Origin of the sequence: Streptomyces sp. GB4-14 (assembly GCF_022696125.1) — a bacterium.
GTDB lineage: Bacteria > Actinomycetota > Actinomycetes > Streptomycetales > Streptomycetaceae > Streptomyces > Streptomyces werraensis.
Genome location: NZ_RZHO01000002.1, coordinates 771,376 through 783,018, shown reverse-complemented (window position 1 = coordinate 783,018; position 11,643 = coordinate 771,376). Strand labels below are relative to the sequence as shown.

Genomic DNA, 11,643 nt, shown 5'->3' with positions numbered 1-11,643 from the left:
ACCCGCGGCACCGCGCGCCCGATGCGCCGGACCCCGTCACGGTGACCGACGCCGACCTCTTCGAGGGCCGGTCGCCCCTGGATCCCGAGGCGTCCTTCGACGCGCACCCGCAGGCCGCGCCCCGCCCCGCCGAGCCGCGCCCCAAGCCCCGCCGGCGCCTCGACCTGGAACCGGACACGGTCGAGCGCGACCTGGTGAAGCTGGTGCTGACCGTCGTGGAACTGCTCCGCCAGCTCATGGAGCGCCAGGCGGTGCGCCGCTTCGACGAGGGCGACCTCACCGAGGAGCAGGAGGAGCGGGTCGGGCTGACCCTCATGCTGCTGGAGGACCGCATGGCCGAGCTGCGCAACCGCTACGGACTGCGCCCCGAGGACCTCAACCTCGACCTCGGCCCGCTCGGGCCGCTGCTGCCCCGGGACTGAGACCCGGGGCGCCGGCCCTGTCCCGCCGCCGGTCAGGCGTCCTTACGGCAGAGGACTTCCCCGTGCAGCACGGCGAACCAGCCGTCCTCCCGGGCGCCCCACTCACGCCACGCCCCGGCCACGGCCTCGAGCTCCGCGCGGGTGGCGTGCCCGCCCTCCACGGCCCGCTCCGCGTACGCCGACGCCACTGTGCGGTCCGCCCACAGCCCGCTCCACCAGGCGCGTTCCTCCGCCGTAGAGTAGGTCCAGGTGCCCGTCGTCGCCGTGACGTCGGTGAACCCCGCCTCCAGGGCCCACGCCTTCAGCCGCCGCCCGGCGTCCGGCTCACCCCCGTTGGCCCGCGCCACGCGCCGGTACAGGTCCAGCCAGTCGTCGAGGCCCGCCGACCCCGGATACCAGGTCATCGCCGCGTAGTCCGCGTCCCGGACGGCGACGTACCCGCCCGGCTTCGTCACCCGCCGCATCTCGCGCAGCGCGGCCACCGGGTCGCCCACGTGCTGGAGCACCTGGTGGGCGTGGACCACCCAGAAGGTGTCGTCGGGGAAGTCCAGCGCGTGCACGTCCCCCGTCACGAAGTCCGCGTTCGTCAGGCCCCGCTCGCCGGCCACCGCGCGCGCCCGCTCCAGGATGCCCGGCTCCCGGTCGAGTCCCGTGACGTGTCCGTCGGGCACCAGGGCGGCCAGGCCGGCGGTGATGGTGCCGGGCCCGCAGCCGATGTCCAGGATCCGCATGTGGGGCTTCAGCACCCCGAGGAGGTACGCCGCCGAGTTCTCCGCGGTGCGCCAGGTGTGCGACCGCAGCACCGACTCGTGGTGTCCGTGCGTGTAGACGGCGGTCTCCCGTGCGTGCGGCATGGCGGGCCACCCTTTCAACTCGTTGTCGGAAGGTCACGTTACCTGCCATGGCCGCATGATGAGATACGCGTTTCACATGATGGAACGGTCATCGGGTGGAAGGGGTGCCGGAAACCCGTTTGCCAGGCGCTCCCGGCGCCCCGCAGAATCGCGCCCATGGGACACCTGGAAGCAGCGCACCTCGAGTACCACCTCCCCGACGGGAGGACACTCCTGGGCGACGTGTCGTTCCGGGTGGGGGAGGGGGCCGTCATGGCCCTCGTGGGACCCAACGGCGCCGGCAAGACGACCCTCCTGCGCATCCTCTCCGGCGAGCTCGCCCCGCACGGCGGCAGCGTCGCCGTGACCGGCGGCCTCGGCGTGATGCGCCAGTTCGTGGGCTCCGTACGGGACGACACCACCGTGCGCGACCTGCTGGTGTCCGTGGCGCCGCCCCGTATCCGCGAGGCCGCCCGCGCGGTGGACGCCGCCGAGCACGCCATCATGACCGTCGACGACGAGGCCGCCCAGATGCGCTACGCGCAGGCCCTCTCCGACTGGGCCGAGGTCCAGGGCTACGAGGCCGAGACGCTGTGGGACATCTGCACCACGGCCGCGATGGGCGTCCCCTACGAGAAGGCCCAGTGGCGGCAGGTGAGCACGCTCTCCGGCGGTGAGCAGAAACGGCTGGTGCTGGAGGCACTGCTGCGCGGCCCCGACGAGGTGCTGCTGCTCGACGAGCCCGACAACTACCTGGACGTGCCCGGCAAGCGGTGGCTGGAGGAGCGCCTGGCGGAGACCCGCAAGACGGTCCTGTTCGTCTCCCACGACCGGGAACTCCTCGCCCGCGCCGCCGAGAAGATCGTCTCGCTCGAACCCGGCCCGGCGGGCGCCGACGCCTGGGTGCACGGCGGCGGCTTCGCCACCTTCCACGAGGCGCGGCGCGAGCGCTTCGCCCGCTTCGAGGAACTGCGCCGCCGCTGGGACGAGAAGCACGCCCAGCTGAAGAAGCTGGTGCTGACCTTGCGGCAGGCCGCCGAGAACAGCCCGGACATGGCGTCACGCTACCGCGCCGCCCAGACCCGGCTGCGCAAGTTCGAGGAGGCGGGACCGCCGCCGGAGCCGCCGCGCGAGCAGGACATCCGCATGCGCCTCAAGGGCGGCCGCACCGGTGTCCGCGCCGTCACCTGCGAGCGGCTCGAGCTGACCGGCCTGATGAAGCCGTTCGACCTGGAGGTGTTCTACGGCGAGCGGGTCGCGGTGCTCGGCTCCAACGGCTCCGGGAAGTCGCACTTCCTGCGCCTGCTGGCCGGCGAGGACGTCGCGCACACCGGCGGCTGGCGGCTCGGCGCGCGCGTGGTGCCCGGGCACTTCGCCCAGACCCACGCCCACCCCGAGCTGATCGGCCGCACGCTGCTCGACATCCTGTGGACCGAGCACGCCCAGGACCGGGGCGCCGCCATGTCCCGGCTGCGCCGCTACGAGCTGACCCAGCAGGCGGAGCGCACCTTCGACCGGCTCTCCGGCGGACAGCAGGCCCGCTTCCAGATCCTGCTGCTGGAGCTCCAGGGCGTCACGGCCCTGCTGCTCGACGAGCCCACCGACAACCTCGACCTGGAATCGGCGGAAGCCCTGCAGGAGGGGCTGGAGAGCTTCGAGGGCACCGTCCTGGCCGTCACCCACGACCGCTGGTTCGCCCGCTCCTTCGACCGGTTCCTGGTCTTCGGCAGCGACGGCCGGGTCCGTGAGACCCCGGAGCCGGTCTGGGACGAACGCCGGGTGGAACGCGCGCGCTGACACGTGGTGGCCCGGGGCGCGGCGCGGGTACCCGGGACGCATGAACGCACACGACGAGCGGGGCACCACGATGACCGGAGTCGACCCGAGCCGCCTGGACGACCAGCAGCTCATGAAGGAGCTGGAGACCATTCACCGCACGCGCCACGACACGCTGCTGTACGGGTCCAACGACGCGCTGCGGACCCACAACGAGCGCATGGCGCAGCTGGAGGGGGAGTACCTGCGGCGCAACCCGCACCGCCCCGTCGCGCCCGGCCGCACCCGCGAGGGCGCCCGGGAGCGGACCGCCTCGGACTCCGCGACGCCGACCGCCTCGGGCACGTGAACGACGGACGGGAGTCCCGCTCCAGCGGGACTCCCGTCGTCGGCACCTGCGCGGCTACGAGGCGCGCTCCGCAGCGAACACCTCCAGGAAGGTCTCGCAGAACGCCTTGAGATCGTCCGGCTTACGGCTGGTGACCAGCTTGTTCGAGCCGTGGTCGCAGACCTTGACCTGCTCGTCCACCCACGTGGCCCCCGCGTTGCGGAGGTCGGTCTGCAGGCTGGGCCAGCTGGTCAGGACCCGGCCGCGCACGACGTCCGCCTCGACCAGCGTCCACGGCGCGTGACAGATGGCGGCCACCGGCCGGCCCTGCTCGAAGAAGTCCCGCACGAACGCGACGGCCTTGTCGTCCATCCGCAGGAAGTCCGGGTTGGCGACCCCGCCGGGCAGCACCAGGCCGTCGAAGGAGTCCGCCGAGGTGTCGCCGACGACCTCCTGCACGGGGAAGGTGTCCGCCTTGTCGAGATGGTTGAACGCCTGGATCTCCCCGGACTGCGTCGACACCAGCACGGGCTCGTGGCCCGCCTGCTCGGCCGCCTTCCAGGGCTCGGTCAGCTCCACCTGCTCGACACCCTCGGGTGCGGTCAGAAATGCGATGCGCATGATGGCGCTACGTCCCTTCGTCGTTTCGTCGTTTCGTCGGTCTGTCGTCTGCGTCGGTCTGTCGTCCGTACCGGTCCGTCGTCCGTGCCGACCCGAATGTCGATCCGTGCCGATCCGCCGTGCTCGTCGCGTCAGCCGGTGACGTCGGGGTCCGCGCGGCTGATGTCGGCGAGAGCCGACCCGGGGTCCCGGGCCTCGGCCAGGTCGCCGAGGGTCACCAGACCGACGGGCAGCCCGCCCTCCACCACGGGGATCCGCCGTACCGCGTGCTCCCGCATCAGGGCGACGGCCGACGCCACCGGGTCGTCCGGGGCCAGCGTCAGCGGGTCAGGCGTGCACACCGACCCGACGCTCACCGCGTACGGGTCCCGGCCCTCGGCCACCGCCCGCACGGTGATGTCCCGGTCGGTGACCACCCCCACGACGCGCTGTCCGTCCGCCACCACCACGTCGCCGATGTTCTGGCCGCGCATCAGCCGCGCGGCCTCGACGACCGAGGCGTCCGGACGGACCGCGACCACGCCGGGGGTCATGACGTCCTTCACGAACTCGGCCATGGCCGGCGGGCCTCCTTTCCGGTCAAGCCGTCTCGGTCTCCCGGACCCCGGTCAGCGCCTGGGCCAGCTCCTGGACGCTGTGGTACCGCTCCTTGCGGGGAAGCCGCTCCAGCGCCTCGACGAGCGCGTCGGGGGCGTGCCGCCGGTCCAGGGCACGCATGAGTTCACGGGGGCCCGCGGGAAAGTCCCCGCGGGTCAGGGAGCGGGCCAGTTCCAGTCGCACCGTCTCCAGCGACGACGGGTCCCGGCCCGGTGTCACCGGTCCGCGCGCCACGTCGGGGTCGTCGTCGGCGAACGGCTCCGGGTCGTGCCATTCCTCGGTGCGGGTGGGATGTCCGGACCGCAGCAGGCCCTGCAGTTCGTGCTTCATCTCGTCGTCACGGTGGACGCTGAGCCGGTCGCTGCCTCGCTGCATGTCTCCCTCCAGATCCTTCGGGGGTGCGCACCGCGTACCCGAGGAGCGCGGGCCGACACCGGGTCACGGGAGGCGATCCGGGCCGAGCCTCAGGGGGCGGGTCCCTGCCGTCGTGGTTTGACGCCGGGGCCGGGGGAGACCCGGACGGTCCGCCCCCCACGCGGCTTCCGGAAGGACCGGTCATGGCGGTGCTCGCGCTGCTCGTCCCGTTCCTCATGCTCGGCGTGATCCTGCTGCTGGGCCGCTACGAGGAGCACGTCCTGCCGCCCCGTGAGGCGGATCCCGAACCACGCGACCGGCCGGTGGGAGGTTTGCACGGCTGACACCGGGGAACGCGCACGGGAAGTGCTTCGGACAGGAGGCACGTCCGTGGCGGCGGCAGAACCGCCCCGGACGTCCCTGTTCCGGCGGGCGCGTCCGCCACGGTGACCGTCCGTCCCCGAGCACCTCCTAGGGAGTGCGACGCACCATGCCGAGCCGAACAGGCGCCAAGACGCATCCCCATCACGACGCACCCGACACCGCGGCGGACTTCCGCAGGCTCGCCGCCCTGCCCAACGGGCCCGAGCGGGACGCGCTCCGCGAGGAGCTGGTACGGGCCTGGCTCCCGATGGCCCACCGCCTCGCCGGGCGGTTCCGCAGCCGCGGCGAGAGCTACGACGACCTGTGCCAGGTCGCCGCCCTGGGGCTGGTCAAGGCCGTCGACCGGTACGACCCGGACCTCGGCAACGCCTTCGAGAGCTACGCCGTGCCGACCGTCACCGGAGAGATCAAGCGGCACTTCCGCGACCACATGTGGACCCTGCATGTCCCGCGCCGCGTCCAGGAGCTGCGCAACCGCGTCCGGCACGCCTCCCAGGACCTCTCCCAGACCGTCCAGGGCCGCAGCCCCACCGTCGCCGAGATCGCCGGGCACGCCGGGCTGACCGAGGACGAGGTGCGCACCGGCCAGTCGGCGGCGGAGAGCTTCAGCGCGCTGTCCCTGGACGCCGAGGTGCCCGGCAGCGGAGACGGCTGGTCCCTGGGCGACACCCTGGGCGGCCCCGACCCCGCGCTGGACACCGTGGTCGACCGCGAGGCGGTCAGGGACCGGCTGGCCGAGCTCCCCGAGCGCGAGCGGGCGATCCTCTACATGCGCTTCTTCGACGACATGACGCAGAACAGCATCGCGCAGGAGCTGGGCCTGTCCCAGATGCACGTCTCCCGGCTGATCAGCCGCAGCTGCGGCCGGGTTCGCGACCAGGTGATGGGCGACACCGGCGAGGAGTGAGCGGGAGGCGCCGAAGCCCGTTCCTCACCCACGCGGGTGCGTCCGGTCCCGCGAATGGGGTCCGGCCGCGCGCGAGGCAGGGACGGGCGGGCTGTGATGGCACCGGGGCGACCGCCGCGCCCCAGCCGTCGCCGAAGGAGCCCGCACCATGCGCCGCACCGTCCGAGTCCTGTCCGTCGCCGCCGTCGCCGGCACCGTCCTCGGCGCGCTCGCACCGGCCGCGTCCGCCCTGACGACAACCCCCGGCAGCGTGGGCTCCTGGGCGTCCCCCTCCCCGTGCGCGACCCCGACCGCCGGGCACGGCCGGCAGGGGCACGCCTCCCGCAGCGCGACGCCGAGCCCGACCGCGCCGGGCGCGCACGACGTCGAGGAGTACGAGCCGGAGACCCTGGTGGAGGAGTTCACGGAGGCCGACCTCTACGGCGCCACGTCCCTCGACACCGCCGAGGGCCTCGCCCCCGAGGAACCGGCGGAGACCGACCCGCTCGCGCCCGGACCGGCGGAGGAGCCGCCCGCCGGGCTGGAGGAGCTGATCCCCGACGCGGGCGCCGAGGAGCGCGCCGGAGTACCGGGCCCTCCGGGCACACCCGGCACGCCGCAGGACCCCGGAGCGGACCCCGGCGGGACCGGCCCGTACGGCACGGATCCCGGTGCGACGGACTCCTACGCCGACCCGTACGCCGCCGATCCGTACGCCGCCGACCCCGGCGCCATGGACCACAAGGCCCCGCCCCGCACGGTGACCGACCCCGGGGCCGCCGGACCGGAGGCGGCCCCGCTCTGGACCGCCCCGCCCACGACCTCGCCGTCCCCCACTCACAAGCCCACCCCCACCCACAAGCCGTCGTCGACGCCCTGCCCCTCGCCGACCGCGCAACAGGGCGTCCAGGCCGGCGGCGGCGGCGCCTTCACCGACTCCGTGCCCGCCCAGGTCGCGGGCGGTCTGCTGATCGCGGGCGCCTTCGGCGCCGGCGCGCACCGGCTGCTCCGCCGGCGCGCCGGCCGGACGCGCCTCTGACGCCTCCGCCGGGCGGCCGTGCCGGTGCGGCGGCGCATCCGATCCGGCACCGTGCTCATGACGGGCCGGTCCCGGGGTACTGACTTCGCCGAGGACTGCACGGACGGCACGGACGGACGCCGGGACACGGCGCCGGGCACTGGCAACTGCGCGGAGGTGGCGATGCGGACGCACCCGGAAGGCCACGGCCCGGTCCGCTTCGGGCCGCCGCTCCCCGACGACGGGCTGCCGGTGCTGCCCGAGCTGGCCGGGGTGCTGGCGGCGGCCGCCTCCCGCGTCGGCCCCGAACCGGTCGGCGGCGGCTCCGCCCTGATCGACGCGGCCTGCGGTCACGGCGAGCGCCGCGGGCTGCCCGCCGCCCCCGACCGCACGGCCCTCGGCCCCGGCTCACCCGCCCTGCTCACCGCCCTGACCGCCGCCATCGACGGGGACGTCCTGGTGCCGAGGCCGTGCGCCTCCTGGTGGGCGCCGTACGCGCGGCTGCTCGGCAGACCCGTCTTCCACGTTCCGACCCCCGCCGAGAGCGGCGGCGTGCCCGACCCGTACGCGCTGCTGGAGACCGTGCGCCGGATGCGCGCCGAGGGCCGCGACCCGCGTCTCCTTGTGCTGTCCGTGGCCGACGACCCCACCGCGACGGTCGCCCCGCCCGAACTGCTGCACGAGACGCTGGAGGCCGCGGCCGACGAGGGCCTGCACCTGGTCAGCGACGAGACCTGGCGCGACACGCTGCACGACCCGCACGGCACGGTGCTGCTCAGTCCCGCCGAGATGCTGCCCGACCGGGTCACCGTCGTCACCGACCTCGCCGGTTCCCTGCTCCCGCCCGGCTGGCCCGCCGCCGTCGCCCGCTTCCCGGCGGGCGAGGAGGGCGGCGCGCTGCACGCACGCGTCCTCGACGTGCTCACCGCCCTCGACGCGCGCGTGGCGGCCCCCGTCGCCGCGGCCGCCGGGTACGCCCTGTCCGAGCCCGAGCCGGTCACCGCGCGCGTCGCCGCGTCCGTGCGGACGCACGCGCGGGTGGCCGCCGCCGCGCACCGGGCCGTCGTCGCGGCGGGCGCCCTGGCCCGGCCCCCGCAGTGCGGACGGCACCTGTACGTGGACCTCTCCCCGCTGGCGCCCGCGCTGGCCGCGCGCGGCGTCGGCGACGCGCAGGAGCTGGAGGACTTCCTCACCGGCCGCCTGGGCATGCCCGCTGCGGGAGGCCACCGGTTCGGCGACGACCTCGAGACACCGCGCGTACGGCTGTGCACCGCGCCCCTGCTGGGGGACACGCCCGAGGAGCGCGCGATGTGCCTGGACGCGGACGAACCGGCGGAACTGCCACGGGTGGGACGCGCGTTGAACCAGGTGGCATCGGTCTTCGACGATCTCCGTGACGACGCTCGGCGATGGGAGTCCTCTCGATGACGCAGCGGCACGAGTCGACCAGAACGACGGCCACGGCACCGGACGCCGGCCCCGCGGCCCGTGACGACCGCCCGAACCCGCCGCTCGCCGAACCGCGTCCGCTCGCCGAGCGCCGCGTGTGGCCCCGCGCCTTCCACGACCGGCTGACCGCCCCGCTGCCGGGCCTCAAGGCCTTCGCCCGCTTCGCCCGCGAGGGCGCGGTGCGGCCCGGCCCCGAGGGCCTCGCCGGCATCCCCGACCTGCCGTACGCGCCGGGCCCGGTGCCCCACGTGGACGCCCGCACGCTCGCCGTGACCTGGGCGGGCCACGCCAGCTGGGTGGTGCGGATCGGAGGGCTCACCGTGCTCACCGACCCGGTGTGGTCCCGGCGCATCCTCGGCACGCCCGCCCGCGTCACCCCCGTCGGCGTAGCCTGGGAGGCGCTGCCCCGCGTGGACGCGGTCGTCATCAGCCACAACCACTACGACCATCTGGACGCCCCGACCCTGCGACGGCTGCCGCGCGACACCCCGATGTTCGTGCCGGCGGGCCTGGGCCGCTGGTTCCACCGCCGCCGGTTCACCCGGGTCACCGAGCTCGACTGGTGGGAGGCGGCCGAACTGGACGGCGTCCGCTTCGACTTCGTGCCGTCCCACCACTGGTCCAAGCGCACCTTGACCGACACCTGCCGCTCGCTGTGGGGCGGCTGGGTGCTCACCGCGCCCCACGGCCACCGCGTGCACTTCGCGGGCGACACCGGCTACGGCCACTGGTTCGCCCGCATCGGCCGCCGCTATCCGGGCATCGACCTGACCCTGATGCCGATCGGCGCGTACGACCCGCGCTGGTGGCTGGCCGACGTGCACTGCGACCCGGAGGAGGCGGTGCGCGCCGCCCAGGACCTGGGGGCGCGGCACATGGCGCCCATGCACTGGGGCACGTTCGTGCTGTCCGCGGAGCCGGTCCTCGAGCCGCTCACCCGGGTCCGCGCGGCCTGGGAGGCCGCCGGGCTGCCCCGGGACCGGCTGTGGGACCTGCCGGTCGGCGGGTCGCGGGTCCTCGCCTGACCCGGGGCAGGCGTCAGCCGGCGGGCGTGCGGCGCACCCGCCGCCACAGGCTCGGCGCCACGCTGATCAGCACGGTCAGCACGATCGCCGCGAGCACGCCCTCCCAGGGCTCGGGGAACAGCGAGCCGCCGAGGACGCCGATGAGCTGGTAGGTGGCCGCCCAGGCCAGACAGGCCGGCAGATTGCCGCGCACGAAGCGCCGCAGCGGCCACTTGGCGACCAGGCAGGCCAGCATCACCGGGAGCCGCCCGGCCGGCACCAGCCGGGACAGCACCAGCACCGCCACCCCGTGGTCGGTGAGCTTCTCCTGTGCCTGCGCCAGCCGCTCCTCGGGGGCGCGTTCCCGTATCGCCTCCAGCCAGCGCGAGCCGTTCCTCGACGTCATCCCGCGCCGCCCCAGCCAGTACAGCGCCACGTCGCCGAGGAAGGCGGCCAGCGACGCCGTCACGAACACCAGCGCCATCGAGAACGGCGCGGTCCGGTGGAAGGCGACCACGGCCGCCGAGCTGACCAGCGCGCCGGTCGGGACCACCGGCACCAGCGCCCCGATCAGCACCAGCAGGAACAGCGACGGGTACCCGATGGCCTGCTGGGTCGACTCGGGAGCCACGGCCGCCGGAGGTATCAGACCGCCGGCCGTCTGTACGAGCGAGGGAGGGGATATCACCGCGCGCCCCCCAGACGCACGCTTGCCCCGTGGTCGAGCCGGTGCACCACCGCCTCCGGCGCGTGCCGCGCCGCCAGCCGCTCGAACTCGTGCCCCGGCGCGTGGAACTCGTGGGGGCGCACGGCGTCCATCCCGATCGGCCAGTACGTGCCGTAGTGCACCGGCACCGCGCTCGCCGCGCCCAGCAGCGCCAGCGCCTGCGCCGCGCGCCCCGCGTCCAGGTGCCCGTCGCCCAGGTACGGCCCCCAGCCGCCCACCGGCAGCAGCGCGGTGTCGACCGGGCCGACCTCCTTGGCCATGTCCTCGAACAGGCCGGTGTCGCCGGCGAAGTAGGTGCGCGCCTCCCCTTCCACCACGTAGCCGAGGGCGGGCGCGTGGCGCCGGCCGACGGGCAGCCGCCGCCCGTCGTGCAGCGCGGGCACCGCCCGCACCGCGAGGGCCCCGACGGACGTCACGTCACCGGGCGCCATCTCCGTGACGTCGAGCGCGGTCAGCTTGCGCAGCCCCGGCACCGCGCGGGACGCGCCGCGGGGCACGAGGAGCCGGGTGCCCGGCGCGAGCCGGGCCAGCGACGGCACATGGAGGTGGTCGGCGTGCAGATGGGAGACCAGCGCGACGTCCGCGCGCAGCGCCTCCGGCGGCGGCACCGCGCCGCGCCTGCGCCGCAGATGCGCCAGCCGGCGCGCGAACAGGGGGTCGGTGAGGACGCGCGTGTGCGAGTCCTCCAGCATGCAGGTGGCGTGCCCCCACCACGTGACCTCCACCGGCACCTCTTCGCCTCCCTCGCGCGACTCCCCGAAGCCTACGCGCAGGAGTAGGGTCGTCGGCGAAAACCCGAGGTGGGCCCGAGGTGAGGGGGACGCCATGGCGCCGGTGCGGGTGACGACCATCGCGAGCCTGACGCCGCTGGAGGAACTGGACGCCGATCCGTTCCTGGTGGACTCCCGCGGCCAGCACACGATGTGCGCGCGCTGGGCCGCCGAGCACGGGTACGTGGTGGCCCGCGAACTCCTGGTGCGCGGCCTGCGCCCCGACCACGCGCTGCTCTGGGACGGGATGCGCCCCGGTGCCGACCTGTTCGTGGCGCCCAGCCGCAGGGTACTGGAGCGGGCCCTGTCGTCCGTGGCCGAGTTCACCGAGGAGTGCGCGCGGCGCGGGGTGCGGGTGGAGACGGTGGGCCGCGCGGAGCCGTCGTATGACGCGGCGATGAAGGCCCGGGTGCACCGCAGGCTGTCCATGCCGACCGCCGGCTACGACGGCCGCTGAGCCCGCCGGGCGGCGGA

General features: G+C 74.9%; 15 protein-coding genes. 9 read left to right on the top strand and 6 right to left on the bottom strand.

All coding sequences use genetic code 11. From position 1 onward, the window contains the following. The first annotated feature begins 164 nt into the window (after positions 1 to 164). Positions 165 to 422: a gas vesicle protein K gene (locus ELQ39_RS32660; protein ID WP_026243351.1), complete on the top strand. Its 258-nt coding sequence runs from the start codon at positions 165 to 167 to the stop codon at positions 420 to 422. A gap of 32 nt (positions 423 to 454) precedes the next feature. Here ELQ39_RS32660 and ELQ39_RS04825 read toward each other — a convergent pair whose 3' ends face one another. Then, the gene (locus ELQ39_RS04825; RefSeq protein WP_242591116.1) at positions 455 to 1,276 is read right to left on the bottom strand and encodes a methyltransferase domain-containing protein; all 822 of its coding nucleotides are present in this window, start codon (positions 1,274 to 1,276) and stop codon (positions 455 to 457) included. Between the two features lie 156 nt (positions 1,277 to 1,432). On the opposite strand from ELQ39_RS04825, the gene ELQ39_RS04820 reads away from it, so the two are divergent. Together ELQ39_RS04820 and ELQ39_RS04815 are read left to right on the top strand one after the other, a co-directional pair. After that, a complete protein-coding gene (locus ELQ39_RS04820; RefSeq protein WP_190001550.1) occupies positions 1,433 to 3,052 on the top strand; it encodes an ABC-F family ATP-binding cassette domain-containing protein in 1,620 nt (539 codons plus the stop codon). Positions 3,053 to 3,092: 40 nt separating this feature from the next. Then, positions 3,093 to 3,380, top strand: a complete 288-nt coding sequence (locus ELQ39_RS04815) for a DUF6158 family protein (protein ID WP_190001551.1) — start codon at positions 3,093 to 3,095, stop codon at positions 3,378 to 3,380. Between the two features lie 54 nt (positions 3,381 to 3,434). Here ELQ39_RS04815 and ELQ39_RS04810 read toward each other — a convergent pair whose 3' ends face one another. From ELQ39_RS04810 to ELQ39_RS04800, 3 genes are all read right to left on the bottom strand, one after another. Further along, positions 3,435 to 3,980: a type 1 glutamine amidotransferase domain-containing protein gene (locus ELQ39_RS04810; protein ID WP_190001552.1), complete on the bottom strand. Its 546-nt coding sequence runs from the start codon at positions 3,978 to 3,980 to the stop codon at positions 3,435 to 3,437. A 131-nt stretch (positions 3,981 to 4,111) separates the two neighbouring features. Beyond that, positions 4,112 to 4,537: a CBS domain-containing protein gene (locus ELQ39_RS04805; protein WP_225627286.1), complete on the bottom strand. Its 426-nt coding sequence runs from the start codon at positions 4,535 to 4,537 to the stop codon at positions 4,112 to 4,114. A gap of 22 nt (positions 4,538 to 4,559) precedes the next feature. Next, positions 4,560 to 4,952, bottom strand: a complete 393-nt coding sequence (locus ELQ39_RS04800) for a DUF2795 domain-containing protein (RefSeq protein WP_242591115.1) — start codon at positions 4,950 to 4,952, stop codon at positions 4,560 to 4,562. A 182-nt stretch (positions 4,953 to 5,134) separates the two neighbouring features. On the opposite strand from ELQ39_RS04800, the gene ELQ39_RS04795 reads away from it, so the two are divergent. From ELQ39_RS04795 to ELQ39_RS04775, 5 genes are all read left to right on the top strand, one after another. Further along, positions 5,135 to 5,275, top strand: a complete 141-nt coding sequence (locus ELQ39_RS04795; protein ID WP_242591114.1) for a hypothetical protein — start codon at positions 5,135 to 5,137, stop codon at positions 5,273 to 5,275. Between the two features lie 146 nt (positions 5,276 to 5,421). Continuing rightward, positions 5,422 to 6,222 carry an RNA polymerase sigma factor SigF gene (locus ELQ39_RS04790; RefSeq protein WP_242591113.1) on the top strand — a complete coding sequence of 267 codons (801 nt, stop codon included), beginning with the start codon at positions 5,422 to 5,424 and terminating at the stop codon, positions 6,220 to 6,222. A 148-nt stretch (positions 6,223 to 6,370) separates the two neighbouring features. Continuing rightward, positions 6,371 to 7,240 carry a hypothetical protein gene (locus ELQ39_RS04785; protein WP_242591112.1) on the top strand — a complete coding sequence of 290 codons (870 nt, stop codon included), beginning with the start codon at positions 6,371 to 6,373 and terminating at the stop codon, positions 7,238 to 7,240. 162 nt (positions 7,241 to 7,402) lie between these two features. Then, on the top strand, positions 7,403 to 8,647 hold the full coding sequence (locus ELQ39_RS04780) for an aminotransferase class I/II-fold pyridoxal phosphate-dependent enzyme (protein WP_242591111.1): 1,245 nt from the start codon (positions 7,403 to 7,405) through the stop codon (positions 8,645 to 8,647). After that, on the top strand, positions 8,644 to 9,693 hold the full coding sequence (locus tag ELQ39_RS04775; protein ID WP_242591110.1) for an MBL fold metallo-hydrolase: 1,050 nt from the start codon (positions 8,644 to 8,646) through the stop codon (positions 9,691 to 9,693). Before ELQ39_RS04780 ends, ELQ39_RS04775 begins: the two co-directional genes overlap by 4 nt. Positions 9,694 to 9,706: 13 nt before the next feature. Here ELQ39_RS04775 and ELQ39_RS04770 read toward each other — a convergent pair whose 3' ends face one another. Both ELQ39_RS04770 and ELQ39_RS04765 read right to left on the bottom strand, forming a co-directional pair. Then, the gene (locus ELQ39_RS04770; protein ID WP_337662989.1) at positions 9,707 to 10,303 is read right to left on the bottom strand and encodes a DedA family protein; all 597 of its coding nucleotides are present in this window, start codon (positions 10,301 to 10,303) and stop codon (positions 9,707 to 9,709) included. Positions 10,304 to 10,356: 53 nt separating this feature from the next. Continuing rightward, a complete protein-coding gene (locus ELQ39_RS04765) occupies positions 10,357 to 11,130 on the bottom strand; it encodes an MBL fold metallo-hydrolase (protein ID WP_242591109.1) in 774 nt (257 codons plus the stop codon). Between the two features lie 94 nt (positions 11,131 to 11,224). Between ELQ39_RS04765 and ELQ39_RS04760 the strand changes: the two genes are divergently transcribed. Continuing rightward, positions 11,225 to 11,626, top strand: coding sequence for a hypothetical protein (locus tag ELQ39_RS04760; RefSeq protein WP_190001561.1), 402 nt, complete (start codon positions 11,225 to 11,227; stop codon positions 11,624 to 11,626). Positions 11,627 to 11,643 lie beyond the last annotated feature (17 nt).